The 25,446-nt window shown below is 71.2% G+C and carries 29 protein-coding genes; 18 read left to right on the top strand and 11 right to left on the bottom strand.

Annotation, left to right across the window (positions count from 1 at the left end):
• Positions 1–14: 14 nt before the first annotated feature.
• The 5 genes from pgl to tkt are packed head-to-tail and all read right to left on the bottom strand — an operon-like array spanning position 15 to position 6,712.
• Positions 15–797: a 6-phosphogluconolactonase gene (gene pgl / locus QSK45_RS05095; RefSeq protein WP_285553629.1), complete on the bottom strand. Its 783-nt coding sequence runs from the start codon at positions 795–797 to the stop codon at positions 15–17.
• The gene (opcA, locus tag QSK45_RS05090) at positions 794–1,936 is read right to left on the bottom strand and encodes a glucose-6-phosphate dehydrogenase assembly protein OpcA (RefSeq protein WP_285553628.1); all 1,143 of its coding nucleotides are present in this window, start codon (positions 1,934–1,936) and stop codon (positions 794–796) included. The genes pgl and opcA overlap by 4 nt, the downstream gene beginning before the upstream one ends.
• Positions 1,933–3,471, bottom strand: a complete 1,539-nt coding sequence (gene zwf, locus QSK45_RS05085; protein WP_285553627.1) for a glucose-6-phosphate dehydrogenase — start codon at positions 3,469–3,471, stop codon at positions 1,933–1,935. The genes opcA and zwf overlap by 4 nt, the downstream gene beginning before the upstream one ends.
• A 1-nt stretch (position 3,472) precedes the next feature.
• Positions 3,473–4,591 (bottom strand): transaldolase, encoded by a 1,119-nt coding sequence (gene tal / locus QSK45_RS05080; protein ID WP_285553626.1) that lies wholly within the window; start codon positions 4,589–4,591, stop codon positions 3,473–3,475.
• Between the two features lie 33 nt (positions 4,592–4,624).
• Positions 4,625–6,712, bottom strand: coding sequence for a transketolase (tkt, locus tag QSK45_RS05075; protein WP_285553625.1), 2,088 nt, complete (start codon positions 6,710–6,712; stop codon positions 4,625–4,627).
• 450 nt (positions 6,713–7,162) lie between these two features.
• On the opposite strand from tkt, the gene QSK45_RS05070 reads away from it, so the two are divergent.
• The 3 genes from QSK45_RS05070 (at position 7,163) to QSK45_RS05060 (ending at position 9,387) form a co-directional block, all read left to right on the top strand.
• On the top strand, positions 7,163–8,119 hold the full coding sequence (locus QSK45_RS05070) for a heme o synthase (protein WP_285554622.1): 957 nt from the start codon (positions 7,163–7,165) through the stop codon (positions 8,117–8,119).
• Between the two features lie 113 nt (positions 8,120–8,232).
• On the top strand, positions 8,233–8,553 hold the full coding sequence (locus QSK45_RS05065; RefSeq protein ID WP_285553624.1) for a hypothetical protein: 321 nt from the start codon (positions 8,233–8,235) through the stop codon (positions 8,551–8,553).
• A 93-nt stretch (positions 8,554–8,646) separates the two neighbouring features.
• Positions 8,647–9,387: a nucleotidyltransferase domain-containing protein gene (locus tag QSK45_RS05060; RefSeq protein WP_285553623.1), complete on the top strand. Its 741-nt coding sequence runs from the start codon at positions 8,647–8,649 to the stop codon at positions 9,385–9,387.
• 1 nt (position 9,388) lies between these two features.
• On the opposite strand, the gene QSK45_RS05055 is transcribed toward QSK45_RS05060, so the two are convergent.
• The 4 genes from QSK45_RS05055 to QSK45_RS05040 are packed head-to-tail and all read right to left on the bottom strand — an operon-like array spanning position 9,389 to position 13,050.
• Complete coding sequence (locus QSK45_RS05055; protein WP_285553622.1) at positions 9,389–10,399, bottom strand: COX15/CtaA family protein; 1,011 nt, start codon at positions 10,397–10,399, stop codon at positions 9,389–9,391.
• Positions 10,400–10,458: 59 nt separating this feature from the next.
• Positions 10,459–11,232 (bottom strand): ABC transporter permease, encoded by a 774-nt coding sequence (locus tag QSK45_RS05050; RefSeq protein WP_285553621.1) that lies wholly within the window; start codon positions 11,230–11,232, stop codon positions 10,459–10,461.
• On the bottom strand, positions 11,229–12,206 hold the full coding sequence (locus QSK45_RS05045; RefSeq protein WP_490993509.1) for an ABC transporter ATP-binding protein: 978 nt from the start codon (positions 12,204–12,206) through the stop codon (positions 11,229–11,231). The genes QSK45_RS05050 and QSK45_RS05045 overlap by 4 nt, the downstream gene beginning before the upstream one ends.
• 31 nt (positions 12,207–12,237) lie before the next feature.
• Positions 12,238–13,050: an AAC(3) family N-acetyltransferase gene (locus QSK45_RS05040; protein ID WP_285553620.1), complete on the bottom strand. Its 813-nt coding sequence runs from the start codon at positions 13,048–13,050 to the stop codon at positions 12,238–12,240.
• A 182-nt stretch (positions 13,051–13,232) separates the two neighbouring features.
• Here QSK45_RS05040 and QSK45_RS05035 point away from each other — a divergent pair, with 182 nt between their 5' ends.
• The 11 genes from QSK45_RS05035 (at position 13,233) to dapD (ending at position 21,841) form a co-directional block, all read left to right on the top strand.
• Positions 13,233–13,967: a helix-turn-helix transcriptional regulator gene (locus QSK45_RS05035; protein WP_285553619.1), complete on the top strand. Its 735-nt coding sequence runs from the start codon at positions 13,233–13,235 to the stop codon at positions 13,965–13,967.
• Positions 13,964–15,385 (top strand): Fe-S cluster assembly protein SufB, encoded by a 1,422-nt coding sequence (gene sufB, locus QSK45_RS05030; protein ID WP_285553618.1) that lies wholly within the window; start codon positions 13,964–13,966, stop codon positions 15,383–15,385. The genes QSK45_RS05035 and sufB overlap by 4 nt, the downstream gene beginning before the upstream one ends.
• 57 nt (positions 15,386–15,442) lie before the next feature.
• Positions 15,443–16,627 carry a Fe-S cluster assembly protein SufD gene (gene sufD, locus QSK45_RS05025; protein ID WP_285553617.1) on the top strand — a complete coding sequence of 395 codons (1,185 nt, stop codon included), beginning with the start codon at positions 15,443–15,445 and terminating at the stop codon, positions 16,625–16,627.
• Positions 16,624–16,941, top strand: a complete 318-nt coding sequence (locus QSK45_RS05020) for a non-heme iron oxygenase ferredoxin subunit (RefSeq protein WP_285553616.1) — start codon at positions 16,624–16,626, stop codon at positions 16,939–16,941. The genes sufD and QSK45_RS05020 overlap by 4 nt, the downstream gene beginning before the upstream one ends.
• A gap of 7 nt (positions 16,942–16,948) precedes the next feature.
• Positions 16,949–17,713, top strand: coding sequence for a Fe-S cluster assembly ATPase SufC (gene sufC / locus QSK45_RS05015; protein ID WP_285553615.1), 765 nt, complete (start codon positions 16,949–16,951; stop codon positions 17,711–17,713).
• On the top strand, positions 17,710–18,966 hold the full coding sequence (locus QSK45_RS05010; protein WP_285553614.1) for a cysteine desulfurase: 1,257 nt from the start codon (positions 17,710–17,712) through the stop codon (positions 18,964–18,966). Before sufC ends, QSK45_RS05010 begins: the two co-directional genes overlap by 4 nt.
• Before the next feature lie 17 nt (positions 18,967–18,983).
• Entirely contained in the window at positions 18,984–19,451 is a 468-nt protein-coding gene (gene sufU, locus QSK45_RS05005; RefSeq protein WP_161182275.1) for a Fe-S cluster assembly sulfur transfer protein SufU, read from the top strand.
• Complete coding sequence (locus tag QSK45_RS05000) at positions 19,448–19,780, top strand: metal-sulfur cluster assembly factor (RefSeq protein ID WP_037656710.1); 333 nt, start codon at positions 19,448–19,450, stop codon at positions 19,778–19,780. Before sufU ends, QSK45_RS05000 begins: the two co-directional genes overlap by 4 nt.
• Before the next feature lie 151 nt (positions 19,781–19,931).
• The gene (locus QSK45_RS04995; protein ID WP_285553613.1) at positions 19,932–20,255 is read left to right on the top strand and encodes a DMT family transporter; all 324 of its coding nucleotides are present in this window, start codon (positions 19,932–19,934) and stop codon (positions 20,253–20,255) included.
• Positions 20,255–20,785 carry a TetR/AcrR family transcriptional regulator gene (locus QSK45_RS04990; protein ID WP_285553612.1) on the top strand — a complete coding sequence of 177 codons (531 nt, stop codon included), beginning with the start codon at positions 20,255–20,257 and terminating at the stop codon, positions 20,783–20,785. Before QSK45_RS04995 ends, QSK45_RS04990 begins: the two co-directional genes overlap by 1 nt.
• A 69-nt stretch (positions 20,786–20,854) precedes the next feature.
• Entirely contained in the window at positions 20,855–21,841 is a 987-nt protein-coding gene (gene dapD / locus QSK45_RS04985) for a 2,3,4,5-tetrahydropyridine-2,6-dicarboxylate N-succinyltransferase (RefSeq protein WP_285553611.1), read from the top strand.
• Positions 21,842–21,890: 49 nt separating this feature from the next.
• Here dapD and QSK45_RS04980 read toward each other — a convergent pair whose 3' ends face one another.
• Together QSK45_RS04980 and dapA are read right to left on the bottom strand one after the other, a co-directional pair.
• A complete protein-coding gene (locus QSK45_RS04980; protein ID WP_285553610.1) occupies positions 21,891–22,400 on the bottom strand; it encodes an HAD domain-containing protein in 510 nt (169 codons plus the stop codon).
• Positions 22,401–22,433: 33 nt separating this feature from the next.
• Complete coding sequence (gene dapA / locus QSK45_RS04975) at positions 22,434–23,333, bottom strand: 4-hydroxy-tetrahydrodipicolinate synthase (protein ID WP_285553608.1); 900 nt, start codon at positions 23,331–23,333, stop codon at positions 22,434–22,436.
• 168 nt (positions 23,334–23,501) lie between these two features.
• Between dapA and QSK45_RS04970 the strand changes: the two genes are divergently transcribed.
• From QSK45_RS04970 to QSK45_RS04955, 4 genes are read left to right on the top strand one after another with little or no spacing between them, the layout of a single operon-like run.
• The gene (locus QSK45_RS04970; protein ID WP_285553606.1) at positions 23,502–23,642 is read left to right on the top strand and encodes a hypothetical protein; all 141 of its coding nucleotides are present in this window, start codon (positions 23,502–23,504) and stop codon (positions 23,640–23,642) included.
• On the top strand, positions 23,639–24,331 hold the full coding sequence (locus QSK45_RS04965; protein ID WP_285553604.1) for a hypothetical protein: 693 nt from the start codon (positions 23,639–23,641) through the stop codon (positions 24,329–24,331). Before QSK45_RS04970 ends, QSK45_RS04965 begins: the two co-directional genes overlap by 4 nt.
• Before the next feature lie 59 nt (positions 24,332–24,390).
• Positions 24,391–24,816 carry a phage holin family protein gene (locus QSK45_RS04960; RefSeq protein ID WP_285554617.1) on the top strand — a complete coding sequence of 142 codons (426 nt, stop codon included), beginning with the start codon at positions 24,391–24,393 and terminating at the stop codon, positions 24,814–24,816.
• Positions 24,813–25,406, top strand: a complete 594-nt coding sequence (locus QSK45_RS04955) for a DUF3618 domain-containing protein (protein ID WP_285553603.1) — start codon at positions 24,813–24,815, stop codon at positions 25,404–25,406. Before QSK45_RS04960 ends, QSK45_RS04955 begins: the two co-directional genes overlap by 4 nt.
• Positions 25,407–25,446 lie beyond the last annotated feature (40 nt).

The raw sequence follows: 25,446 nt of genomic DNA, 5'->3' as shown, positions 1-25,446 counted from the left end.
CATGCCGCCGGGCGTCAGGGGGACGCCGGCGGATACAGCGAGCGCGGCAGCTGGGAGGCCGCGGCCGCGTCCAGCAGCCACAGGGTGCGACTGCGACCGCGGGCGCCCGCCGCCGGGGCCTGGATCTCGCCCGCGCCGGACAGGGCGATGGCCGCCGCCTCCGCCTTGTCCTCGCCCGCCGCGAGCAGCCAGACCTCACGGGCCGAGCGGATCGCGGGCAGTGTCAGCGAGATCCGGGTCGGTGGCGGCTTGGGCGCGCCGTGCACGCCCACCACCGTGCGCTCGGTCTCCCGTACGGCCGGCAGCTCGGGGAAGAGCGAGGCCACATGGGTGTCCGGGCCGACGCCCAGCATCAGCACGTCGAAGGTGGGCACCGAGCCGTGGTTCTCCGGCCCGGCCGCCTTCGCCAGCTCCGCCGCGTACGCCTCCGCCGCCGCCTCGACGTCCGTGCCGTACGGCCCGTCGGAGGCCGGCATGGCGTGCACACGCGCGGGGTCCAGCGGGACGGAGTCCAGCAGGGCCGCGCGGGCCTGGGTGACATTGCGCTCGGGGTCGCCCTCGGGCAGATAGCGCTCGTCGCCCCACCACAGGTCCAGGCGGGTCCAGTCGATGGCGTCCCGGGCCGGTGCCTCCGCCAGCGCGGCCAGCAGACCGTTGCCGTTGCGGCCGCCGGTGAGGACCACGGACGCGGCGCCCCGGGAGGCCTGCGCGTCCACGATCTTCGTGATCAGGCGGGCCGCGGCGGCCTGGGCCATCAGTTCCTTGTCGCGGTGGACGACCAGCTGAGGGGTGCTCACTTCGCCGACGCCTTCCTGGAGGGTGTCTTCTTCGCGGCCCTGGCCGTCGCCTTCTTCGCGGGCGCCTTGGCCGCCTCCTGAACGGGTTCCGGCTCGGCGACGGGCGCGTCCTCGGCGGGGGACGGCTCCCCGGCCCCGGCCGAAGCCGAAGCCGAGGTCGAGGCCGAGGTCGGGGCCTCGCTCTCCTCCGAGAAAGAGGCGCCCCGGTCCGGAACCGTGTTCAGCCGGTCCACCCCGTACCGCAGTGCCGACGCGTAGGTGTCGTCCGGGTCCAGTCGGCGCAGCTCCTCCGCGATCAGCTCCGCGGTGTCCCGCCGCTTGAGCGCCACCGCGCGGGCCGGCTGGCCCTCGATGGACAGCGTGGCCAGCGAGCCGTCCGCGCGGTCCAGGGTGATCGGACCGCACGTGGTGTCCATCCGGACGCCGGTCAGCCCCGGTCCCGCGGACGGGGAGCGCCGTACCGGCACGTCCAGCCGGTCCGCGAGCCACATCGCCAGCAGCTCGCAGCTCGGGTTGAACTCCTCGCCCTCCACCTCGACCGCCTGCACCTGGCAGGTCACCTGGTCCAGGGCGGCCGCCAGCATCGAGCGCCAGGGCGTGATCCGGGTCCAGGACAGATCGGTGTCGCCGGGGGTGTAAGCCTCGGCGCGGGCCGTGAGTTCCCGCACCGGCTCCTCGGACGCGTAGGTGTCGGTGACCCGGCGCTGGGCCAGCGCGCCCAGCGGGTCCTTGGCCGGTTCCAGCGGGGCGTTCACCGGCCACCACACGACCACCGGGGCGTCCGGCAGCAGCAGCGGCAGCACGACCGAGTCGGCGTGGCCGACGACCTCGCCGTACAGCCGCAGCACGACCGTCTCGCCGGTGCCCGCCTCCGCGCCCACCCGTACCTCGGCGTCGAGGCGCGAGGAGGTGCGGTCGCGCGGGGTGCGGGAGATCCGCTTGATGACCACCAGCGTCCGCGAGGGGTGCTCGCGCGAGGCGTCGTTGGCGGCCTTCAGGGCGTCGTACGCGTTCTCCTCGTCGGTGACGATGACGAGGGTCAGGACCATGCCGACGGCGGGAGTGCCGATGGCCCGACGCCCCTGCACGAGCGCCTTGTTGATCTCGCCGGCGGTGGTGTCGGTCAGGTCTATCTTCATGGCCTGCGCCAGCTCCGTCCGTCTCGTGCGAGCATCTCGTCCGCCTCGGCGGGGCCCCAGGTGCCCGACTGGTACTGCGCGGGCCTGCCGTGCTTGTCCCAGTACTGCTCGATCGGGTCGAGGATCTTCCAGGACAGCTCGACCTCCTCCGTGCGCGGGAAGAGGTTGGCGTCGCCGAGCAGCACGTCCAGGATCAGCCGCTCGTACGCCTCCGGGCTGGACTCGGTGAACGACTCGCCGTAGGCGAAGTCCATGGAGACGTCCCGGATCTCCATCGAGGTGCCCGGCACCTTGGAGCCGAAGCGGACCGTGATGCCCTCGTCCGGCTGGACGCGGATCACGATCGCGTTCTGGCCCAGCTCCTCCGTCGCCGTGTGGTCGAAGGGGGAGTGCGGGGCCCGCTGGAAGACGACGGCGATCTCGGTCACCCGGCGGCCGAGCCGCTTGCCGGTGCGCAGGTAGAACGGGACGCCCGCCCAGCGGCGGTTGTCGATGCCCACCTTGATCGCCGCGTACGTGTCGGTCTTCGACCTCGGGTCGATGCCGTCCTCTTCGAGGTAGCCGATGACCTTCTCGCCGCCCTGCCAGCCCGCCGCGTACTGTCCGCGCACGGTGCTCTCGCCGAGGTCCTTCGGCAGCCGCACGGCGCCGAGCACCTTGGTCTTCTCCGCGGCCAGCGCCTGTGCGCCGAAGGAGGAGGGCTCCTCCATCGCGGTCAGCGCGAGCAGCTGGAGCAGGTGGTTCTGGATGACGTCACGGGCGGCGCCGATGCCGTCGTAGTAGCCGGCCCGGCCCCCGATGCCGATGTCCTCGGCCATGGTGATCTGCACGTGGTCCACGAAGGACCGGTTCCAGATCGGTTCGAACATCGTGTTGGCGAAGCGCAGCGCCAGGATGTTCTGGACGGTCTCCTTGCCGAGGTAGTGGTCGATCCGGAAGACCTGGTCCGGGGTGAACACCTCGTGCACGATGGCGTTCAGTTCCTCGGCCGACTTCAGATCGTGTCCGAACGGCTTCTCGATGACCGCGCGCCGCCAGGAACCGCCGGACTGGTCGGCGAGCCCGTGCTTCTTCAGCTGCTGGATGACCACCGGGAACGAGCGCGGGGGCACCGACAGGTAGAAGGCGAAGTTGCCGCCCGTACCCTGCGCCTTGTCCAGCTCGTCGATGGTGGAGCGCAGCCGCTCGAACGCCTCGTCGTCGTCGAAGGTGCCCTGCACGAAGCGCATCCCCTGGATGAGCTGCTGCCAGACCTCCTCGCGGAACGGTGTACGGGCGTGCGCCTTGACGGCGTCGTGGACCTCCTGCGCGAAGTCCTCGTTCGCCCACTCGCGGCGGGCGAAGCCCACCAGCGAGAAGCCCGGCGGCAGCAGACCCCGGTTGGCGAGGTCGTAGACCGCGGGCATCAGCTTCTTGCGCGACAGGTCGCCCGTGACCCCGAAGATGACCAGACCCGACGGCCCCGCGATACGCGGGAGCCGTCGGTCGGCCGGGTCACGGAGCGGGTTCGCTCCGGAACCGGAAACGGGTGACAAGTCAGCCCTCCGAAGGGGCGAGGCGCTCGAGCTCCGCCTGGGTGGACTTCAGGAGGTCGTTCCAGGACGTCTCGAACTTCTCCACGCCCTCGTCCTCCAGCACCTGGACGACCTCGTCGTACGAGATGCCGATCTTCTCCAGCGCGTCCAGGTCGGCGCGGGCCGCCGCGTAGGTGCCCGTGACCGCGTCGCCGCGGATCTCGCCGTGGTCGTCGGAGGCCTCCAGGGTGGCCTCCGGCATGGTGTTGACGGTGTTCGGCGCGACCAGTTCCTCGACGTACATGGTGTCCTTGTACGCCGGGTCCTTCACACCGGTGGAGGCCCACAGCGGACGCTGCTTGTGCGCGCCCGCGTTCTCCAGCGCGTCCCAGCGGTCGGAGGAGAACACCTCCTCGTACGCCTGGTAGGCGAGGCGCGCGTTGGCCACGCCGGCCTTGCCGCGCAGCGCCCTGGCCTCGTCGGTGCCCATCTCGTCGATGCGGCGGTCGATCTCGGTGTCCACGCGGGACACGAAGAAGGACGCCACCGAGCGGATCTCCGACAGGTCCAGGCCGCGCTCCTTGGCCTTCTCCAGACCGGAGAGGTAGGCGTCCATGACCGCGCGGTAGCGCTCCAGGGAGAAGATCAGCGTGACGTTGACGCTGATGCCCAGGCCGATGACCTCGGTGATCGCCGGCAGACCCGCCTGGGTGGCCGGGATCTTGATCAGGGTGTTGGGGCGGTCCACCAGCCAGGCCAGCTGCTTGGCCTCGGCGACGGTCGCCTTGGTGTCGTGTGCGAGACGCGGGTCGACCTCGATGGAGACCCGGCCGTCCTGGCCCTCCGTGGCGTCGAAGACCGGGCGCAGGATGTCGGCGGCGTCGCGGACGTCCGCCGTGGTGATCATGCGGATGGCCTCTTCGACGGTGACCTTGCGGGCGGCGAGGTCCGAGAGCTGCTGGTCGTAGCCGTCGCCCTCCGAGATCGCCTTCTGGAAGATCGTCGGGTTGGTGGTGACGCCCACGACGTGCTGCTGGTCGATCAGCTCGGCGAGGTTGCCGGACGTGATCCGCTTGCGCGACAGGTCGTCCAGCCAGATCGCGACGCCTTCGTCGGAAAGGCGCTTGAGTGCGTCTGTCATGGAATTACATCTCCTACGTGTCGTATATGAGCGTCAGCGCTGGGCGGCGGCGATGGATTCCCGGGCCTTGGCGGCCACGTTCTCCGCGGTGAAGCCGAACTCCTGGAAGAGCACCTTTCCGTCGGCGGACGCGCCGAAGTGCTCCAGGGAGACGATGCGGCCGGCGTCCCCGACGTACTTGTGCCAGGTCAGGCCGATGCCGGCCTCCACGGCGACTCGGGCCTTCACGGACGGCGGCAGCACGGAGTCCCGGTACCCCTGGTCCTGCTGCTCGAACCACTCGACCGACGGCATGGACACGACCCGCGTCGCAACGCCGTCGGCCTGGAGCCGCTCACGCGCCTCGACGGCCACGTGCACCTCGGAACCGGTGGCGATCAGGATCACCTGCGGCTCGCCGCCCTCGGCCTCGAACAGGACGTAACCGCCGCGCGCGGCATCCTCGTTGGGCTCGTACGTCGGCACGCCCTGGCGGGTCAGCGCGAAGCCGTGCGGCTGGCCCTTGCCGAACTCCTTGGTGTAGCGCTTGAGGACCTCGCGCCAGGCGATGGCGGTCTCGTTGGCGTCGGCCGGGCGGACGACGTTCAGGCCCGGGATGGCGCGCAGCGAGGCCAGGTGCTCGACCGGCTGGTGGGTCGGGCCGTCCTCGCCGAGACCGATGGAGTCGTGCGTCCAGACGTACGTCACCGGCAGGTGCATCAGGGCCGACAGGCGCACCGCGTTGCGCATGTAATCGGAGAAGACGAGGAACGTACCGCCGTAGGCGCGGGTGTTGCCGTGCAGCGTGATGCCGTTGAGCTCCGCGCCCATGGAGTGCTCGCGGATGCCGAAGTGGACCGTACGGCCGTACGGGTCGGCCTCCGGCAGCGGGTTGCCCTCGGGGAGGAAGGAGCTGCTCTTGTCGATCGTGGTGTTGTTCGAGCCGGCGAGGTCGGCGGAGCCGCCCCACAGCTCGGGGATCACCGGGCCGAGCGCCTGGAGCACCTTGCCGGAGGCGGCACGGGTGGCGACCGACTTGCCCGGCTCGAAGACCGGGATCTTCTCCTCCCAGCCGGTGGGCAGCTCGCCCTTGGCGATGCGGTCGAACTCGGCGGCGCGCTCGGGGTTGTCGTCCCGCCACACCTGGAACGTCTTCTCCCACTCGGCCTTCGCGCGGGCGCCGCGCTCCAGGGCCTTGCGGGTGTGCGTGATGACCTCGTCCTCGACGGCGAAGGACTGCTCCGGGTCGAAGCCGAGGACACGCTTGGTGGCCGCGACCTCGTCCGCGCCGAGCGCCGAGCCGTGCGCGGCCTCGGTGTTCTGGGCGTTCGGGGCCGGCCAGGCGATGATCGAGCGCATCGCGATGAAGGACGGGCGGTCGGTGACCTCCTTGGCCGCCTGGATCGCGGCGTAGATGGCCGCCGGGTCCAGGTCGCCGTCCTCCTTCGGTTCCACGCGCTGCACGTGCCAGCCGTAGGCCTCGTACCGCTTGACGGTGTCCTCGGAGACGGCCGTCTCGGTGTCGCCCTCGATCGAGATGTGGTTGTCGTCCCACAGCAGGATCAGGTTGCCGAGCTTCTGGTGGCCGGCCAGCGAGGACGCCTCGGCCGAGATGCCCTCCTGGAGGCAGCCGTCACCGGCGATGCAGTAGATGAAGTGGTCGAAGGGCGACTCGCCCTGCGGGGCCTGCGGGTCGAACAGACCGCGCTCGTAGCGGGCGGCCATCGCCATGCCCACCGCGTTGGCCACACCCTGGCCCAGCGGGCCGGTCGTGGTCTCGACGCCCTTGGTGTGCCCGTACTCCGGGTGGCCCGGGGTCTTCGAACCCCAGGTGCGGAAGGATTCCAGGTCCGCCAGCTCCAGACCGAAGCCGGCCAGGTAGAGCTGGGTGTAGAGGGTCAGGGAGGAGTGGCCGGCGGACAGCACGAAGCGGTCGCGCCCCACCCACTCCGGGTCGGCCGGGTCGTGCCGCATCACCTTCTGGAAGAGGGTGTAGGCGGCGGGGGCCAGGCTCATCGCCGTACCGGGATGGCCGTTGCCGACCTTCTGTACGGCGTCGGCGGCCAGGACTCGGGCGGTGTCCACGGCCCGCTGGTCCAGGTCGGTCCACTCAAGGTCTGTGGTGGTCGGCTTGGTGCTCACCCTGGGTCAGGGCTCCTCTCCACATGTCGGTCGCCGGTCTTCGGGGCACGCGCCCACCCGGCCGCCGGCGTGCTTCTGCCCGCCGGCCGCTGACGAGCCTACCCTCGTAAGGACGTGCGTTTTCGCGGGTGATTCCAGACTGCCGGGCATCGACGCCATCCGCCTCCCGACTGGCCGAGACGCCATTTGGCACCTGAATAAGAAGGCGCTCATCTGACCGCTCAAAAGAGTGGTGGGGGCCCTCTTTTGGGACCCCTGATAAAGGGGTGTTCCGCGAGCCCGTCAAGGCGCCCCGCGGGGCTCCGCCGGGGCGCCCGCGGGTACGTCAGCCAACACGACCCCACCCCCGCGAAGGCCGGGGTACCGGCAACGTCTAAAGTGGCGTGGTACGCGCGAGCCCTTCATGAAGACCTCATCCGGGGGAGGCTCGCTGGGATGTCTCTGTCAGGGGTGTGCGTGACGGCCGTCGAATCCCGTCCAGCGGGTGTGCTCGGTGGTACGAGCCCGAGCCCGGTCCACCGGCCGTTCGGGGCCCGTGCCAAGGCGTTCGTGGCGCTGACCAAGCCGCGGATCATCGAACTGCTGCTCATCACCACCGTGCCGGTGATGTTCCTGGCGCAGCGGGGCGTGCCGTCCCTGAAGCTGGTGCTGCTGACCTGTCTCGGCGGCTACCTCTCCGCGGGCGGCGCCAACGCGCTGAACATGTACATCGACCGCGACATCGACGCCGTCATGGACCGCACCTCGCAGCGGCCGCTGGTGACCGGCATGGTCAGCCCGCGCGAGTGCCTGGCCTTCGGCATCGGCCTCGGGGTCGTCTCCACCCTGCTGTTCGGGCTGACCGTCAACTGGCTCAGCGCCTGGCTGTCGCTCGGCGCGCTGCTCTTCTACGTCGTCGTCTACACGATGATCCTCAAGCGCCGCACCGCGCAGAACATCGTGTGGGGCGGTATCGCCGGCTGTCTTCCGGTGCTGATCGGCTGGTCCTCGGTCACGAACTCGATGTCCTGGGCGCCGGTCATCCTCTTCCTGGTGATGTTCTTCTGGACGCCGCCGCACTACTGGCCGCTGTCCATGAAGGTCAAGGACGACTACGCGCGCGCCGGGGTGCCCATGCTCCCGGTGATCGCCTCCAACAAGGTCGTGGCCCGGCAGATCGTCATCTACAGCTGGGTGATGGTCGCCGTGTCGCTGCTGCTCACCCCGCTGGGGTACACGGGCTGGTTCTACACGGTCGTGGCCCTCGCCGCCGGCGGCTTCTGGCTGTGGGAGGCGCACGGGTTGCAGAACCGGGCGAAGGCCGAGATCACCGGCGCGAAGCTCAAGGAGATGCGGCTGTTCCACTGGTCGATCACCTATGTGTCGATCCTCTTCGTCGCCGTCGCGGTCGATCCGTTCCTGCGCTGACGCCGCTTTTCTCCGCGAAGTACCGCCGAAGGCCCTCCGACGGGAGGGGTGCGTGGTCAAGGCCACGCACCCCTCCCGTCGCCGTTTGATCTACCCGTCGGTAGCATCCAGGCATGGCAGACACGCAGCAGGTTGACGCGAAGGCCGAGCGCACGGTGGCCCGGCTCGCCCAGAGGATCAGCGCCTTCTCCAAGGCCCACGGCGGTGCGGAGGGGCAGGTGGCGTACATCGGCGAGCGCGGGGCGCGCATCGTGCTCGTCGGCGAGGACGGGAACTGGGGCGACGTGGTGGCCCCGTCGTACGCCATCGCCGAGCAGGCGGTGGCGAAGGCCGGGATCACCGCGCACGAGGCGTTCGACGGGGAGTTCGCCGCGAAGGTGACGACCGGGCCGTACGAGTGGAAGCGGATGGCGGGGATCCAGCTCGGGGGTTAGTCCGTCGGCCGCGGGTCCGGCCTCGGCCGGGCGCGCCGGCGTGGCCGGATCGCCACGGCCCCGTGCCCCTTCGGCGGCGTCACACTGGGCGGTATGCGAACGGAAGCCTTGCTCGGGCGCTTTCTCGACGCCCTCACGCCGTTACGCCCCCGCGCCGTCTGGGCCCACGGCTCGCTCGCCGGCGGCGACTACCAGGAAGGCCGCAGCGATCTCGATCTGGTCGCGGTGCTCGCGCGGCCGCCGGATCCCGGGACCGTACGGCAGGTCGTGGCGCTGCACCGGCGCCTTGCCCACGAGCCGCTCGCCGCGCGGCTGCACTGCGGCTATCTCGCCCCGGCCACCCTGGACGATCCGGGCCGGGCGCATCTGACCTGGGCGCACGGCCATGTGCTGCGCCGCCCGGTCACGCCCGTCGCCCGGCGCGAGCTGCACGCCTTCGGGCGGGTGCTGCACGGGGAGCCCCCGACGCGCCTTCTGCCGCCGGTGCCGGACGAGACCCTGCGCGGGTTCGTCGTCCAGGACCAGCGGGACTTCTGGCGGCCCGCCGTGGACAAGGCGCGGCTGTGGCGGCAGGACGTCTGGGTCGACCTCGGGCTGCTGACCTTCGCCAGGGCCACCGTGACCCTGCGCGAGGGACGGCTGATCTCCAAGCGGGAGGCCCTGGCCGAACTGCCGGCGCTCGGCGCGCCGGCGGAGGTCGTCGACGACATCGCCCGCAGGCGCTACCGGGACCCCGTCCCGCCGGACGACGACGGCCGGCTCACCCGGCGCGCCGCACTGACCCGCGCCTACCTGGGCCCGGCGATCGACGCGCTGGTTGCCGCGTACGGGTGATTCAGGCGTTCGTGGGGACCGTGGCCTCGGCCGAGGGTCCGGGCACCGCCGGCTCCGTCCCCGGACGCTCGCGCAGCGCCAGGAGGATCCGCAGCACGCCGATCCACACCAGGCACGAGCCGAGCATGTGCACGCCCACCAGGACCTCGGGCAGGTGTGTGAAGTACTGGACGTAGCCGATGACGCCCTGCGCCAGCAGGATCAGGAACAGCTCCCGGGTGCGGGCCAGCGGGCCGCTCGGCGCGTCGACGGCCTTGAGGATGAACCAGAGCGCGAACGTCAGCGTCACCACGATCCAGGCGAGCACGGCGTGCAGCTTGGCCACGGTCTCCCAGTCGATCGGGATGCGCTTGACGTCGCTGGAGTCGCCCGCGTGCGGGCCGGCGCCGGTCACCACCGTGCCGACCGCGATGAGGAGCACGGCCGCGAGCACCAGGAACCACACGAGCTGCACCACGGCCTTGCCGACCAGCGGCCGGGGCGCGGCGTCGCCCTCGCGGGTGCGCTGCCACATCACCGCGGCGACCGTGGTCAGCGCGGTCGCCAGCAGGAAGTGCGCCGCGACGGTGTACGGGTTCAGGCCGACCAGGACCACGATCCCGCCGAGCACCGCGTTGCCCATCACCAGCCAGAACTGCGCCCAGCCGAGCCGGGTCAGGCTGCGCCGGTGCGGCTTCTCGGAGCGGGCGGCGATGATCGCCCAGCCGACCGCGGCGCACAGCACGTAGGTCAGCATGCGATTGCCGAACTCGATCGCGCTGTGATAGCTCAGCGCCTGCGTCGGCGTCAGGGAGCCGTCGGTGCACTCGGGCCAGGTCGGGCAGCCGAGGCCCGAACTGGTCAGCCGTACGGCACCGCCGGTGACGACGATGACCACCGACATCACGAGCGCGGCGAGGGCCGCCCGCTGCACGGTCCGGGGCTCCGGGGTCCAGCGGTCGGCGATGAAGGCGAGCGGATTACGCAGGGCCGCTACGGCGTCGGCGCGGTTCAGCTTGGGCACGTCCACCATGGTAGGCCGCCGCTTGTGCACGCTTTCACGAGGGTCCCGTCCCGGCGCCGTGTCGCCGCTCACTCCCAGCGGAAGAACTTCCCCGCCGCCGCGAGCCCCACGACCGCCCACACCGCGAGGATCCCCAGGTCGCCCCAGGGCATCCCGGCGCCGTGCTGGAGCACGTCCCGCAGGCCGTCGGAGAGGGCGGAGATGGGCAGCAGGCCGAGGACGTGCTGTCCGGCCGAGCCGAACTTGTCCAGCGGCACGACGACCCCGCCGCCGACGAGCAGCAGCAGGAAGACCAGGTTGGCGGCCGCCAGCGTCGCCTCCGCCTTCAGGGTGCCGGCCATCAGCAGGCCGAGTCCGGAGAAGGCGGCGGTGCCGAGGACCAGCAGGAGGAGCACGGCGGCCGGGTCGCCGTGCGGGGACCAGCCGAGCGCGAGGGCGATCACCGTCAGCAGGATCACCTGGAGCACCTCGGTGACCAGCACGGACGCCGTCTTGGCGGTCATCAGGGCCCAGCGGGGCAGCGGCGAGGCGGCGAGCCGCTTGAGCACGCCGTAGCGGCGTTCGAAGCCGGTGGCGATGGCCTGCCCGGTGAACGCGGTCGACATCACCGCGAGGGCGAGGATGCCCGGTGTGAGGAAGTCGACGGCCTTGCCCTTGCCGGTGTCCACGATGTCCACGGAGCTGAAGAGCACCAGCAGCAGGGTCGGGATGATCACCGTCAGCAGCAGCTGCTCGCCGTTGCGCAGCAGCATCTTCGTCTCCAGGGCCGCCTGCGCCGTGATCATGCGGGGCAGGGGCGCGGCCCCCGGCTTGGGCGCGTACGTACCCGGCGCGGTGGTCATGAGCGCAGCTCCTTGCCCGTGAGCTCGAGGAAAACGTCTTCCAGCGTGTGCCGTTCGACCGAGATGCGGTCGGGCATCACCCCGTGCTGGGCGCACCAGGAGGTCACGGTGGCCAGCAGCTGCGGGTCGATCCTGCCGACGACGCGGTAGGCGCCCGGGGTCAACTCGGCGGCCGTGCATCCGTCCGGGAGCGCCTTGAGCAGGGAGCCGACGTCGAGGCCGGGGCGGCCGGTGAAGCGCAGGGTGTTCTCGGCGCCGCCCTTGCACAGCTCCTCGGGGGAGCCCTGGGCGATGACCTTGCCGCCGTCGATGATCGCGACGTCGTCGGCGAGCTGCTCGGCCTCGTCCATGTGGTGCGTGGTGAGGATCACCGAGACGCCGTCGGCGCGCAGGTCCCGCACCAGGTCCCAGGTGGCGCGGCGGGCCTGCGGGTCGAGGCCCGCGGTCGGCTCGTCCAGGAAGACCAGTTCCGGGCGGCCGACGACGGCCATGGCGAGCGCGAGGCGCTGCTGCTGGCCGCCGGAGAGCCGGCGGTAGGGGGTGCGGCCGCAGCTGCCGAGCCCGAGCCGTTCGATCAGGGCGTCCACGTCCAGCGGGTGGGCGTGCAGCTTGGCGACGTGGCGCAGCATCTCGTCCGCGCGGGCGCCGGAGTACACGCCGCCGGACTGGAGCATCACGCCGATCCGCGGCCGCAGCTCGGCCGACTGCCGCACGGGGTCGAGACCCAGGACGCGCACCGTGCCGGAATCCGGCTTCCGGTACCCCTCGCAGGTCTCGACCGTCGTCGTCTTGCCGGCGCCGTTGGGGCCGAGGACGGCGGTCACGCCCGCCCGTGCCTCCAGGTCGAGGCCGTTCACCGCGGTCTTCGTGCCGTACCGCTTCACCAGGGCCGCGATCTGGATCAGCGGGGCCGACGCGAAGCGTCTCCCGGAGGCTTGGTGATCGGGAGACGGGCGGGCGGGCTCACTTCGCATGGGTCCAGAGTCTAGGGAGACCGCCCGCCGATCAGTCGCCGGGGTGCGGGAACTCCCTCGCACGAGGCCGCCGCGCCGACAGCCACCCCTGGGCGTAGGCCACGGCGTCCGCCACCGGGAACAGCCGGGTGTCCGCCGCGCCCACCTTCCCGCGGACGACGGGACGCTCCCGCTCGAAGTCGCGCCCCAGCTCCTCGAACCGATCGGAGGTGATCGACACCTCGGTCACCGTCTCCCAGCCGCCGGGCGCCGGCCGGCCCACCTCTACCAGCGGCGCGGGGACGCGGTACTCGGCCAGGTGGAAGGCGGTGCAGGCGTCGTACCCCGCGCCGAGCAGCAGCACGCGGGCGCCCGCTTCCTCCAGGCGGGCCAGGGGGCTCCGCTCGCCGAGCCGGCAGTCGGGGGCGTGGCCCTCGGTGATCTGCGCCGCTCGGGCGCCGACGGCGTCGAAGGAGGTCTGCGGGTGCGCGCTGCGCCGGGCGCCCGGCCAGGTGCGCACCGTCTCCGGGACCACCCCGACGCCGCGGGTGGGGGTGATGTCGGGGTCGTACGGCGGCATCGTGGCCCGGATCCGGTCCCACCACTCCTCGGGCACCGGCGGGTTCCCCCACAGGGCGGGGTCGGAGAGGTCGGAGGACTGGGCGGGGACGACCAAGGTGCCGGCCGGGCCGAGGACGTCGAGGAGCCCCTGGACGACCGCCACGGCCCCGCCGTTCACCCATCCGAGGGAACTCAGCGCCGTATGTACGAGCAGTGTCTCGCCGCTTTCGACGCCGAGCAGCCGCAACTGGGCGGCGATGCCGTCCCGTGTGACAAGAGGCCCGGTCGGAGGGGGTGTCGCCATGCTCCGGGAGTCTTCCGGACGGGCGCTCGGGGCGCCACCGGTTTCCCCTCCGAGCGGGCGCGGGATGATCGATCAGAGATCGTTTCCGCAGGTCAGATTAGGTAGACCTAAGTGATGCAGGGCACCGGTCGTGATCCGGGCGGCGCTTGTCAGGCCCGGAGGAATTACGCAACAATGGCGTTGTGAAAAACGTCGGCGAGGCTCGGGAGGCCCTCACGGGGGCCCCGCAGGAGGAACTCGCGACCGGTGAGCGCTCCACGCGCAACCGTGTCGCGCGATCCATCCTGGACCACGGGCCGTCGACCGTCGCCGAACTCGCGGGCCGGCTGGGACTCACCCAGGCGGCCGTCCGGCGCCACCTGGACGCGCTGGTCGCGGACGACGTCGTGGAGGCGCGTGAACAGCGTGTCTACGGCGCGCGCACGCGCGGGCGCCCCGCGAAGGTCTTCGCGCTCACCGACTGCGGACGCGACGCCTTCTACCAGTCGTACGACAAGCTGGCCGCGGACGCGCTGCGCTGGATCGCCGAGCACGAGGGCGGGGCCGACGCGGTCTCCGCGTTCGCCCGCGCCCGGATCGCCTCCCAGGCGAGCGCGTACCGCAGGGCGATCGAGAGCGTGAGCCCCGAGAAACGCGCGGAAGCGCTGGCCAAGGCCCTGAGCGCGGACGGGTACGCTGCTACGGCGCGCAGCGCACCGGTCGGCGAGCAGCTCTGCCAGCACCACTGCCCGGTCGCGCACGTCGCGGAGCAGTACCCGCAGCTGTGCGAGGCGGAGACGGAGATCTTCGCCGACCTGCTGGGTACCCACGTCCAGCGACTGGCGACCATCGCGCACGGCGACGGCGTCTGCACGACGTTCATTCCCAAGATTTCCACTGACGCACCTGCAAGCACGGCCGGGAGGAACCCCGCATGACTCTCCCCACGGAGACTGCCCACCCTGAGCTGGAGGGCCTGGGCAAGTACGAATACGGCTGGGCCGACTCCGACGTTGCCGGTGCCTCCGCCCGGCGCGGTCTGAACGAGGACGTCGTCCGCGACATCTCCGACAAGAAGTCGGAGCCCGAGTGGATGACCAAGCTGCGCCTGAAGGGCCTCAGGCTCTTCGAGAAGAAGCCCATGCCGAACTGGGGCTCGGACCTGTCGGGCATCGACTTCGACAACATCAAGTACTTCGTGCGCTCCACGGAGAAGCAGGCGGAGTCCTGGGAGGACCTGCCCGAGGACATCAAGAACACCTACGACAAGCTGGGCATCCCCGAGGCCGAGAAGCAGCGCCTGGTCGCCGGCGTGGCCGCCCAGTACGAGTCGGAGGTCGTCTACCACCAGATCCGCGAGGACCTGGAGGAGCAGGGCGTCATCTTCCTGGACACCGACACCGCCCTCAAGGAGCACCCGGAGCTCTTCAAGGAGTACTTCGGCACCGTCATCCCGGCCGGTGACAACAAGTTCGCCGCGCTGAACACGGCCGTGTGGTCCGGCGGCTCCTTCATCTACGTGCCGAAGGGCGTGCACGTGGAGATCCCGCTCCAGGCCTACTTCCGGATCAACACGGAGAACATGGGCCAGTTCGAGCGGACCCTGATCATCGTCGACGAGGGCGCCTACGTGCACTACGTCGAGGGCTGCACCGCGCCGATCTACAAGTCGGACTCGCTGCACAGCGCCGTGGTCGAGATCATCGTCAAGAAGAACGCCCGCTGCCGCTACACGACCATCCAGAACTGGTCGAACAACGTCTACAACCTGGTCACCAAGCGCGCCGTGGCGTACGAGGGCGCGACCATGGAGTGGATCGACGGCAACATCGGCTCCAAGGTCACGATGAAGTACCCGGCCGTGTACCTGATGGGCGAGCACGCCAAGGGCGAGACCCTGTCCATCGCCTTCGCGGGCGAGGGCCAGCACCAGGACGCCGGCTCCAAGATGGTCCACATGGCGCCGAACACGTCGTCCAACATCGTCTCGAAGTCCGTGGCGCGCGGCGGCGGCCGTACGTCCTACCGCGGTCTGGTCGAGATCGGCGAGGGCGCCCACGGCTCCAAGTCGAACGTGCTGTGCGACGCGCTGCTCGTCGACACCATCTCCCGCTCCGACACGTACCCGTACGTCGACGTCCGCGAGGACGATGTGTCCATGGGCCACGAGGCGACCGTCTCGAAGGTCTCCGAGGACCAGCTCTTCTACCTGATGAGCCGCGGCCTCTCCGAGTTCGAGGCGATGGCGATGATCGTGCGCGGCTTCGTCGAGCCGATCGCCAAGGAACTGCCCATGGAGTACGCCCTGGAGCTCAACCGGCTGATCGAGCTGCAGATGGAAGGCGCGGTCGGCTGATCGCCCGCCGCCCCACCATCAAGCCACTGACCTGAGAAAGCGAGCAATACGACAGCCATGGCTGAGGCTCAGAACATCCCGGTCGGCTCCACCACCGCCGGCCAGATCGCGGTGGCCGCGGAGTCGACCGTCGCCACGCGCATGAGCGTGCCCCCGTCCTTCGACGTGGCGGACTTCCCCGTCCCCCACGGCCGCGAGGAGGAGTGGCGGTTCACCCCGCTGGAGCGCCTGCGCGGGCTGCACGACGGCACCGCCGCCGCCACCGGTGACGGCGTGAAGGTCGACGTGCAGGCCCCCGAGGGTGTCACCGTCGAGACCGTCGGCCGCGACGACGCGCGCCTCGGCCGGGCGGGCACCCCGGTGGACCGGATCGCCGCCCAGGCGTACTCCGCCTTCGAGCAGGCCTCGGTCGTGACCGTCGCCAAGGACACCGTCCTCACCGAGCCGGTCCGCATCACCGTGCACGGCCAGGGCGGCACCGCCTTCGCCCACCAGGTGATCGAGCTGGGCGCCTTCGCCGAGGCCGTGGTCGTCATCGACCACACCGGCGACGCGGTGCTCGCCGCCAACGTCGACTACGTGCTGGGCGACGGCGCCAAGCTCACCGTCGTCTGCGTCCAGGACTGGGACGACAAGGCCGTCCACGTCGCCCAGCACAACACGCTGATCGGCCGGGACGCCTCCTTCAAGTCGGTCGTCGTCACCTTCGGCGGCGACGTCGTACGGCTGCACCCGCGCGTCACCTACGCGGGCACCGGCGGCGAGGCCGAGCTGTACGGCCTGTACTTCACCGACGCGGGCCAGCACCAGGAGCACCGCCTGCTGGTCACCCACAACACCCCGCACTGCAAGTCGAACGTCGTCTACAAGGGCGCGCTCCAGGGCGACGACGCGCACGCGGTCTGGATCGGCGACGTACTCATCGAGGCCGGGGCCGAGGGCACCGACACCTACGAGATGAACCGCAACCTGGTCCTCACCGACGGCGCCCGCGTCGACTCGGTGCCGAACCTGGAGATCGAGACCGGCGAGATCGTCGGCGCCGGCCACGCCTCCGCCACCGGCCGCTTCGACGACGAGCAGCTCTTCTACCTGATGGCCCGCGGCATCCCGGAGCAGGACGCCCGCCGTCTGGTGGTGCGCGGCTTCTTCGCCGAACTGGTCCAGCAGATCGGCGTCGCCGACATCGAGGAGCGTCTGCTCGCCAAGATCGAGCAGGAGCTGGAGGCCTCGGTCGCATGAGTTTCGTACGCGTCTGTGGGCTGAGCGAGCTGGCGGAGGGCACGCCCAAGCGGGTGGAGCTCGACGGCACGCCGGTCTCGGTCGTCCTGACCGAGGGGGAGGTGTTCGCGATCTACGACATCTGCTCGCACGCGAACGTCTCGCTCTCCGAGGGCGAGGTGGAGGACTGCCAGATCGAGTGCTGGCTGCACGGCTCCGCCTTCGACCTGCGCACCGGCAAGCCGTCCGGCCTCCCCGCGACGCGCCCCGTCCCCGTTTACCCCGTAAAGATCGAAGGGGACGACGTGCTCGTCTCCCTCACCCAGGAGTCCTGAGGCATCCATGGCAACGCTTGAAATCCGAGACCTGCACGTCACCGTCGAGGCCGACAACGCCACGAAGGAGATCCTCAAGGGCGTCGACCTCACCGTGAAGCAGGGCGAGACGCACGCCATCATGGGCCCCAACGGCTCCGGCAAGTCGACCCTCGCCTACTCGCTCGCGGGTCACCCGAAGTACACCGTCACCAGTGGCACCGTCACCCTCGACGGCGAGGACGTCCTGGAGATGTCCGTCGACGAGCGCGCCCGCGCGGGCCTGTTCCTGGCGATGCAGTACCCGGTCGAGGTTCCCGGCGTCTCGGTCTCCAACTTCCTGCGCACCTCCGCCACCGCCGTGCGCGGCGAGGCCCCGAAGCTGCGCACCTGGGTGAAGGAGGTCAAGGAGGCCATGGAGCGTCTCCACATGGACCCCGCCTTCGCCGAGCGCAACGTCAACGAGGGCTTCTCCGGCGGTGAGAAGAAGCGCCACGAGATCCTCCAGCTCGAACTGCTCAAGCCGAGGATGGCGATCCTGGACGAGACCGACTCGGGCCTGGACGTCGACGCGCTGCGCATCGTCTCCGAGGGCGTCAACCGCGTCCGCGAGACCGGCGAGGTCGGCACCCTGCTGATCACGCACTACACGCGCATCCTGCGCTACATCAAGCCCGACCACGTGCACGTGTTCGCCGGCGGCCGCATCGTCGAGTCCGGCGGCCCGGAGCTCGCGGACAAGCTGGAGAACGAGGGCTACGAGGCATACGTGAAGGGTGGCGCATCCGCGTGACGCATCTGTCGGGCCTCCTCGACACCGAGGCGATCCGCAAGGACTTCCCCGTACTGGACCGCGTGGTCCACGACGGCAGGAAGCTCGTGTACCTGGACAACGCGGCGACCAGCCAGAAGCCGCGCCAGGTACTGGACGCCCTGAACGAGTACTACGAGCGGTACAACGCCAACGTCCACCGCGGCGTGCACGTCCTCGCCGAGGAGGCCACGGCACTCTACGAGGGCGCGCGCGACAAGGTGGCGGAGTTCATCAACGCGCCGAGCCGCGACGAGGTGATCTTCACCAAGAACGCCTCCGAGTCCCTCAACCTCGTGGCCAACATGCTGGGCTGGGCCGACGAGCCCTACCGGGTGGACCACGAGACCGAGATCGTCATCACGGAGATGGAGCACCACTCCAACATCGTGCCGTGGCAGCTGCTGGCGCAGCGCACCGGCGCGAAGCTGAAGTGGTTCGGCCTCACCGACGACGGCCGCCTGGACCTGTCGAACATCGACGAGATCATCACCGAGAAGACGAAGATCGTCTCCTTCGTGCTGGTCTCCAACATCCTGGGCACGCTCAACCCGGTCGAGGCGATAGTCCGCCGCGCCCAGGAGGTCGGCGCGCTGGTGTGCGTCGACGCCTCCCAGGCCGCGCCGCACATGCCGCTGGACGTGCAGGCCCTCCAGGCCGACTTCGTGGCCTTCACCGGTCACAAGATGTGCGGCCCGACCGGCATCGGTGTCCTGTGGGGCCGCCAGGAGCTGCTGGAGGACCTGCCGCCGTTCCTGGGCGGCGGCGAGATGATCGAGACCGTCTCGATGCACTCCTCGACGTACGCCCCGGCGCCGCACAAGTTCGAGGCGGGCACGCCCCCGATCGCGCAGGCGGTCGGCCTGGGCGCGGCGATCGACTACCTGTCGTCCCTCGGCATGGAGAAGATCCTCGCCCACGAGCACGCGCTCACCCAGTACGCGGTGGAGCGCCTGGCCCAGGTCCCCGACCTGCGGATCATCGGCCCCACCACGGCCGAGGACCGGGGCGCCGCGATCTCCTTCACCCTGGGCGACATCCACCCGCACGACGTGGGCCAGGTCCTGGACGAGCAGGGCATCGCGGTCCGCGTCGGCCACCACTGTGCCCGTCCGGTCTGCCTGCGCTACGGAATTCCCGCGACCACGCGAGCGTCGTTCTATCTGTACTCCACGCCGGCCGAGATCGACGCTCTGGTCGACGGACTGGAGCACGTACGGAACTTCTTCGGCTGAGAGGCGTGTCGAAAACCGTGAAGCTGGACTCGATGTACCAGGAAGTCATCCTGGACCACTACAAGAACCCGCACGGGCGTGGTCTTCGGGATGGCGACGCCGAGGTGCACCATGTGAACCCGACGTGCGGCGACGAGATCACCCTCCGCGTGAAGTACGACGGCACGAGGATCGCGGACGTCTCGTACGAGGGCCAGGGCTGCTCCATCAGCCAGGCCTCGGCCTCCGTACTGAACGAACTCCTCGTCGGCAAGGACCTGCCCGAGGCGCAGAAGATCCAGGAGACCTTCCTGGAGCTGATGCAGTCCAAGGGCAGGATCGAACCGGACGACGCGATGGAGGAGGTGCTGGAGGACGCGGTGGCGTTCGCCGGTGTCTCCAAGTACCCCGCGCGGGTCAAGTGCGCCCTCCTGAGCTGGATGGCGTGGAAGGACGCGACGGCCCAGGCGCTGGGTGGCGCCGAAGCCGAAAGGAAGACCGCATGAGCGACACCGTCGAGATGAAGCCGGCCTCGGAGGAGGAACTCCGCGAGGCCCTGATGGACGTGGTCGACCCCGAGCTGGGCATCGACGTCGTCAACCTCGGCCTGATCTACGGCATCCACGTGGACGACTCCAACGTGGCCACCGTGGACATGACCCTGACCTCGGCGGCCTGCCCGTTGACGGACGTCATCGAGGACCAGGCCAAGTCGGCCACGGACGGCATCGTCAACGAGCTCCGGATCAACTGGGTCTGGATGCCGCCGTGGGGCCCGGACAAGATCACGGACGAGGGCCGCGAGCAGCTGCGGGCGCTGGGCTTCAACGTCTGACGTCCGACCGGCGCGTCCGGCGCGAGCGAGGGGCCAGGGCAGCGATGCCGTGGCCCCTTTCGCATGCCCGGACGCACGGGTCGTCCGCCTGGACGCGCCTCGTCGCGACCCGTTATGTACGGTCGTACACATCGTGTGTACGCTCGTACACATGGGATACCTGACGCTCGCCGGCGCCATAGCCGCCGAGGTGACCGCCACGACGGCGATGAAGTACAGCCACGGGTTCAGCAGGCTCGGGCCCTCGTTGGTGACGGCGCTGGGATATCTGGTGTCCTTCCTCCTCCTGGCGCAGACGCTGAAGACCGTGCAGATCGGCACGGCGTACGCGATCTGGTCCGGGGTGGGCACCGCGGCCATCGCCGTGCTCGGGCTGCTGCTGTTCGGGGAGGGGCTCAGCGCGGTGAAGGTCGCGGGGATCCTGCTGATCATCGGGGGAGTGGTGGTGCTGAACCTCGGCGGAACGAGTCACTGATGGCCCGGCGCTACGACCCCGACCGGCGGCAGCGGATCATCGACGCGGCGATCCGGGTGGCCGGGCGCGACGGCCTCGTCGGGCTCAGCCACCGCACGGTCGCCGCGGAGGCGGATGTGCCGCTCGGCTCCACCACGTACCACTTCGCCACCCTGGACGACCTGCTGGTGGCCGCCCTGTGCCAGGCGAACGAGGGGTTCGCCGCGGTGCTCGACGACAGCGGGGCACTGGACGACGGCGACCTCGCGGCCGGGCTCGCCCGGGTCCTCGGCGAGTGGCTGAACGCCGACCGCCCCGGGGCGGAGCTGGAGTACGAGCTGTACCTCGCCGCGCTGCGCCGCCCGGCCCTGCGGCCCGTCGCCGCCCGGTGGATGGAGGAGACGGCCGCGCGCCTGTCCGCCCGTGTCGACCCGGTGACGGCACGGGTGCTGGTCGCGCTGATGGACGGCGTCTGCCTTCAGGTGCTGCTGACGGGTGGGGCGTACGACGAGGGGTACGCGCGGGAGGCGCTCGGGCGGGTGATCGGCTGAGGGCGTTCCCCCGACCGGCACATGAGACACGGTTCGCTCCCGCACCCCGTGCCACGTTAGGTTTTTCCCATGACCGACACTGCTTCCCGTACCACCGGCGCCGTCGCCGCCGGCCTCGCCACGATCGCCTCCGACGGCACCGTTCTCGACACCTGGTTCCCCGCGCCCGAGCTGGTGGCGGAGCCGGGCCCGGCCGGCACCGAGCGGCTGTCCGCCGAGCGCGCGGCGGAGCTGCTGGGCGGCGGCGCGACCGCGGCGACCGGCCCGGACGCCCGCAGGGGCGTCGAGGTGGTCGCGGTCCGTACGGTCATCGCCTCGCTGGACGAGAAGCCGCTGGACGCGCACGACGCCTACCTGCGCCTGCACCTCCTCTCGCACCGCCTGGTCAAGCCGCACGGCCTGAGCCTGGACGGCATCTTCGGCCACCTCGCCAACGTCGCCTGGACCTCGCTCGGCCCGGTCGCCGTGGACGACATCGAGAAGGTGCGGCTGAACGCCCGCGCCGAGGGCCTGCACCTCCAGGTCACCTCGATCGACAAGTTCCCCCGCATGACGGACTACGTCGTTCCCAGGGGCGTCCGCATCGCCGACGCCGACCGGGTCCGTCTGGGCGCGCACCTCGCCGCGGGCACCACCGTGATGCACGAGGGCTTCGTCAACTTCAACGCCGGTACGCTCGGCACCTCGATGGTCGAGGGCCGCATCTCCGCCGGTGTCGTCATCGGCGACGGCTCGGACATCGGCGGCGGCGCCTCCACCATGGGCACCCTGTCCGGCGGCGGCAACGTGATCATCTCCGTCGGCGAGCGCTGCCTGATCGGCGCCGAGGCGGGCGTCGGCATCGCCCTCGGCGACGAGTGCGTGGTCGAGGCCGGCCTCTACGTCACCGCCGGCACCCGTGTCACCATGCCCGACGGACAGATCGTCAAGGCCCGCGACCTCAACGGCGCCTCCAACATCCTCTTCCGCCGCAACTCGGTCACCGGCGCCGTCGAGGCCCGCCCGAACAACGCGGTCTGGGGCGGCCTGAACGACATTTTGCACAGCCACAACTGACCCGCCGTACGCCCGCAGCGCCCCTCGTCCCGCGGCGAGGGGCGCTGCGTCATCCCGTGGCCGGGAGTCCGGCCGCGAACCGCGCCAGTGTGCCGAAGTCGCCCTCGCGCAGGCCGATGCGGGGGTCCACGTGGTGGAGGAGGGCCGGGGCGGGGTGGCGGTCGGCGACGAACACGGCGTCCGCCGGGCTCTGTTCGTCGTCCACCCAGGCGAACGGCCGGCCCCCGGCGTACGCCACGATCGCCTCCGTCTTCCAGTGCACCCCGTCGGGCCGGTGGGCGAACAGGCCCGCGCCGAAGTCGACGTACGGCAACTCCGGCGGGCCGAGGACGGGGGCGATCCAGCGGTTGGCCTCGGCCATCCAGGTCGTCGCCCAGCACAGCTCGTAGCCGAGGGAGGACAGTTCGCGGCCGTGGGCCGGATTCAGCCAGACCCGCAGCGGGCGGCGGGAGCGCAGGGGCACCCGGACCGTGGTGTACCCCTCGGGCCGGCGCTCCGGCTGGGCCGCGTACGGGTTCAGGGGACCGTCGACGTCCAGGAACAGCAGGGGGCGGCTCACGAGGACACCGTACGGCAGGCGGTCCGGCCGGGATCAGGATCCGGTCAGCTCCTCGTACCGCGCCCGCAGTCCGGCCGTCACCTCGGGGGAGGCGGGGAGCAGCGGGGCGCGGACCGGGCCCGCGGGGAGGCCGAGTCGGGACAGGAGGGCCTTCGCGGTGACCGTCCCCGGGAGGCCCGCGGACATCATGGAGTCGATCAAGGGGATCGCGCGGAGCTGGAGCCGTGCCGCCCGGACGGTGTCGGCGGCGTCGAAGGCGTCGAGGACGGCGGCGATGTGGCGGGGGGCCGCGTTGGCGACGGTGCTGATGCAGCCGGCCGCGCCGACGGCGTAGAGGGCGAGGTTGTGTTCGTCGCAGCCCGCGTAGTAGGCCAAGTCCGTCCGGGCCAGGACCTTCTGAGTGCCCAGGAGGTCGTAGGAGCAGTCCTTGACCCCCACGATCCGGGGATGCTCCGCGAGGCGGAGGATCGTCTCCGGGTCGATGCGGGTGCCGGTGCGGCCGGGGATGTCGTAGAGGAGGACCGGCAGCCCGCCGGCGTCGGCGACGGCGTGGAAGTGGGCGGCCAGGGCGTCCTGGGGCGGCCTGCTGTAGTACGGCGCCACGACCAGGACGGCGTCGGCGCCCGCCTTCTCCGCCGCGAGGGCCAGTTCGGTGGTGTGCCGGGTGTCGGCGGTACCGACCCCCGCGATCAGGGGGACCCGGTCGCCGACCGCCTCCCGTACGGCCGTGATCAGTTCCGCCTTCTCGGTGTCCGTGGTGGTCGGCGACTCGCCCGTGGTGCCGTTGAGGACCAGGCCGTCGCAGCCCTCCGCCACCAGGTGGGCGGCCAGCTCCTGGGCGCCCGCCCGGTCCAGCGCCCCCTCCTCGGTGAACGGGGTGATCATCGCGCAGAGGGTGCGGCCGAACGGCGAGGACCTGTGTGTGATCGTCATGCCCGTAAGTGTCGGCAGGTCTTCGGTGTAGCTCTACTTAATTCTTCTTCAGAGTATCGGTAAGTTTGCTTACCTGTTTGGATGTGGCGCAAGGTCGTGTGTCCAACTCGGCCCCTCATGGGTCACTATGGGCGAAGGGTCATCACCGACGTCAGCCATGGAGGCACCATGAAGCTCGGCAAGGCACTGGCCACCGGGGTCGCCGAGGAGCGGCCGCAGGTCCACGAGGAAGAGACCCGGCAGCCCGTGGAGGCCGCCCGCACCGCACCGGCCGAGCCGGCCCGCGAAGAGGTCCCGGCCGCCCGATGAGACTGCGGCTCCCGGCGGAACGCCCCACGGAGCCGCCGACCGGCTACAAGATCGCCCACCCGGTGCTGTCCGTGGACGGCACCCGGGCGGGGTTCACCGGAGTGTCGCTCGGCGGCGCGCTTCCGTACGGCGTTCTCGCCGAGGCGTCCTGCGTCTACGGCCGCAGGCACCGCCCGCCGGCGCGGCTGTGCGACTGCGGTTTCCACTGCGTCCACGACCGGGCCGCCGCCGACGCCCTGCGCTGCACCGCGGAGCACCGCACCGCGCTGCTGCTCGAAGTCTCCGTGCTCGGTACCTACATCCGCTTCGAGCGCGGATTCCGCTACGCCCGGCAGCGGGTGCGCACCGCCACCGCGGGCCCCTGCGCCTGCGGTGCCACCGCGGCCCTGCTGGCCGACGCCGGCTGGGGCCGCCCCGGCTGGCGTGCCCTCGCCCCCGGCTGCGCGGGCTGCGCGCGCGGCCGTACGTCCGTCACCCTCGCCGAGTTCGCCCGGCTCGCCGGGGAGGGCCTGCGGGTGCGGGCGGACGGCGGCGTCCCGGCCGCGGCGGCCCTCGGACCGGCGGGCGCGGAGCTGGGTGTGCCCGAACTGGTCGCCGAGGCCGCCCTGTTGCAGGCGCGGCTCGACTGGTTCCAGTCGCAGCTCGCGCGTCTCGGCGACCGCGGGACCGGGAGCGCGGACAAGGGCTGACGCTCCCCGGCCCGGGTACCCGGATGTTCCGTACAGAGAGGAGGCGGGACACCGTGACCATGACCTCGCACACGCGACCGCACACGCGCCCCGCACTCGACGGGCACCCCACCACGGGGGAACTCGTCAATCGCGCCACCGAGCAGCTCTCCTTGCTGCTGCGGCAGGAGGTCGCCCTCGCCAAGGCGGAGCTGGCCCGGAAGGGCAAGCGCGCCGGACGCGGTGGCGGGCTGCTGGGCGCCGCGGGCGCCCTCGGCTACGTCGGGCTGATCGTGCTGGCCGGCGCGGCCACCGCCGCCCTCGACCTGGTGCTGCCCCTGTGGGCGGCGGCGCTGATCGTCGCGGCCGTGCTGTTCGCCGTCGCCGCCGCGCTCGCCGCCACCGGACGCGCCCAGCTGCGCCGCGCCGGATCGCCCATGCCCGAGGAGACCCTCGGCAGCGTCAGGGCCGATGTCGACGTGATCAAGGAAAGGGCACATCGATGACCCACAGGACCCCGCACGGCTCGGGTGCCAAGGGCCCCGACGAACTGCGGCAGCAGATCGAGCAGACCAGGAACCAACTCGGTGACACCGTGGCCCAGTTGGTGGGCCGCGCCGATGTGAAGGGCCGCGCGCGGGCTCGGGCCGCCGACCTGATGGACAAGGCCGGCGCCATGACCGTGCAGCTGCGCGCCGGCGCCGCGCACGCCGGACAGGGCGCCCAGGACAGGGCCACGCACGCGGCCCACGCCATGAAGGGGCGGGCCGTGCAGGCGGGCCATGCCGTGCAGGGGACGGCCTCGCGCACCGGGCACACGCTCCAGCACCGGGTCGCCCGGCACGGCGCGTCCCATGACGGGCAGCCGTTGCGCGACCGGGCCATGGCGGCCGGGCACCAGGCCCAGAGCAGGGCCCTGGAGGCCGGACACCTCGTGCAGGACAAGGCAGCCGTGGCCCAGCGCCGGCTCGCGCCGCCCGCCCACAAGGCGGCCGAGGGCCTACGAGGGGTGCCGCGCCCGGTGCTGGTGGCGGGCGCGGTCGGTCTGGCCGCCCTGATCGCGGCCGGGGTGCTGCGTCGCAGGCGCGGCTGCTGAACACCCCGAGGGCTACCCGGTGAACGCGTGCCGGGCCGGG

Source organism: Streptomyces hygroscopicus subsp. hygroscopicus (assembly GCF_030269125.1).
GTDB lineage: Bacteria > Actinomycetota > Actinomycetes > Streptomycetales > Streptomycetaceae > Streptomyces > Streptomyces hygroscopicus_C.
The sequence above is the reverse complement of the archived record's forward strand: the minus strand, read 5'-3'. Positions and strand labels throughout refer to the sequence as shown.

Coding starts and splice junctions, on each gene's coding strand:
- QSK45_RS05055 (WP_285553622.1), bottom strand. CDS start 10,399: ATGGTGGACGTGCCCAAGCTGAACCGCGCCGACGCCGTAGCGGCCCTG.
- QSK45_RS05045 (WP_490993509.1), bottom strand. CDS start 12,206: ATGCGAAGTGAGCCCGCCCGCCCGTCTCCCGATCACCAAGCCTCCGGG.
- QSK45_RS04970 (WP_285553606.1), top strand. CDS start 23,502: ATGAAGCTCGGCAAGGCACTGGCCACCGGGGTCGCCGAGGAGCGGCCG.
- sufB (WP_285553618.1), top strand. CDS start 13,964: ATGACTCTCCCCACGGAGACTGCCCACCCTGAGCTGGAGGGCCTGGGC.
- QSK45_RS05040 (WP_285553620.1), bottom strand. CDS start 13,050: ATGGCGACACCCCCTCCGACCGGGCCTCTTGTCACACGGGACGGCATC.
- QSK45_RS05060 (WP_285553623.1), top strand. CDS start 8,647: ATGCGAACGGAAGCCTTGCTCGGGCGCTTTCTCGACGCCCTCACGCCG.
- QSK45_RS04955 (WP_285553603.1), top strand. CDS start 24,813: ATGACCCACAGGACCCCGCACGGCTCGGGTGCCAAGGGCCCCGACGAA.
- QSK45_RS04965 (WP_285553604.1), top strand. CDS start 23,639: ATGAGACTGCGGCTCCCGGCGGAACGCCCCACGGAGCCGCCGACCGGC.
- sufC (WP_285553615.1), top strand. CDS start 16,949: ATGGCAACGCTTGAAATCCGAGACCTGCACGTCACCGTCGAGGCCGAC.
- QSK45_RS05065 (WP_285553624.1), top strand. CDS start 8,233: ATGGCAGACACGCAGCAGGTTGACGCGAAGGCCGAGCGCACGGTGGCC.
- opcA (WP_285553628.1), bottom strand. CDS start 1,936: ATGAAGATAGACCTGACCGACACCACCGCCGGCGAGATCAACAAGGCG.
- QSK45_RS04960 (WP_285554617.1), top strand. CDS start 24,391: ATGACCTCGCACACGCGACCGCACACGCGCCCCGCACTCGACGGGCAC.
- tal (WP_285553626.1), bottom strand. CDS start 4,591: ATGACAGACGCACTCAAGCGCCTTTCCGACGAAGGCGTCGCGATCTGG.
- QSK45_RS05020 (WP_285553616.1), top strand. CDS start 16,624: ATGAGTTTCGTACGCGTCTGTGGGCTGAGCGAGCTGGCGGAGGGCACG.
- QSK45_RS04995 (WP_285553613.1), top strand. CDS start 19,932: ATGGGATACCTGACGCTCGCCGGCGCCATAGCCGCCGAGGTGACCGCC.
- QSK45_RS05000 (WP_037656710.1), top strand. CDS start 19,448: ATGAGCGACACCGTCGAGATGAAGCCGGCCTCGGAGGAGGAACTCCGC.
- dapD (WP_285553611.1), top strand. CDS start 20,855: ATGACCGACACTGCTTCCCGTACCACCGGCGCCGTCGCCGCCGGCCTC.
- QSK45_RS05050 (WP_285553621.1), bottom strand. CDS start 11,232: ATGACCACCGCGCCGGGTACGTACGCGCCCAAGCCGGGGGCCGCGCCC.
- sufD (WP_285553617.1), top strand. CDS start 15,443: ATGGCTGAGGCTCAGAACATCCCGGTCGGCTCCACCACCGCCGGCCAG.
- QSK45_RS04990 (WP_285553612.1), top strand. CDS start 20,255: ATGGCCCGGCGCTACGACCCCGACCGGCGGCAGCGGATCATCGACGCG.
- dapA (WP_285553608.1), bottom strand. CDS start 23,333: ATGACGATCACACACAGGTCCTCGCCGTTCGGCCGCACCCTCTGCGCG.